This window comes from Dellaglioa sp. CoH-57-MRSF-17 (assembly GCF_056782015.1).
The window spans coordinates 1-230 of sequence record NZ_JBXAXY010000199.1 but is presented as its reverse complement, the minus strand read 5'-3'; the positions used below and the strand labels follow the sequence as shown (position 1 = coordinate 230).

The 230-nt window shown below is 48.7% G+C and carries 1 protein-coding gene; it reads left to right on the top strand.

The window, feature by feature from the left end; all coding sequences use genetic code 11:
• On the top strand, nucleotides 1–158 hold a 158-nt coding region (locus AC1RPJ_RS08370; RefSeq protein ID WP_481762946.1), incomplete at its 5' end, for a DUF7448 domain-containing protein.
• Nucleotides 159–230: the final 72 nt, after the last annotated feature.

Below are 230 nucleotides of genomic sequence, written 5' to 3'. Positions count from 1 at the left end.
GCACGTATGCATTAGAGTCGTACCGATGGACGTTTGAAAAATTCGCGACAATTCTCGGGTATGTTGATATTCGATGGGACGGTACAAGCAACGGCTATTATGGCGAGGGTGTTGACCTGCGCCACATCAATATTGACGAAGAGGAAGGAGAGGATTGACATGGGATACCAACGATATCCGGGGTTTGAGGCGTTGCTTGGTAAGACGCTGGTTTCTGTGACAGGTCTTGA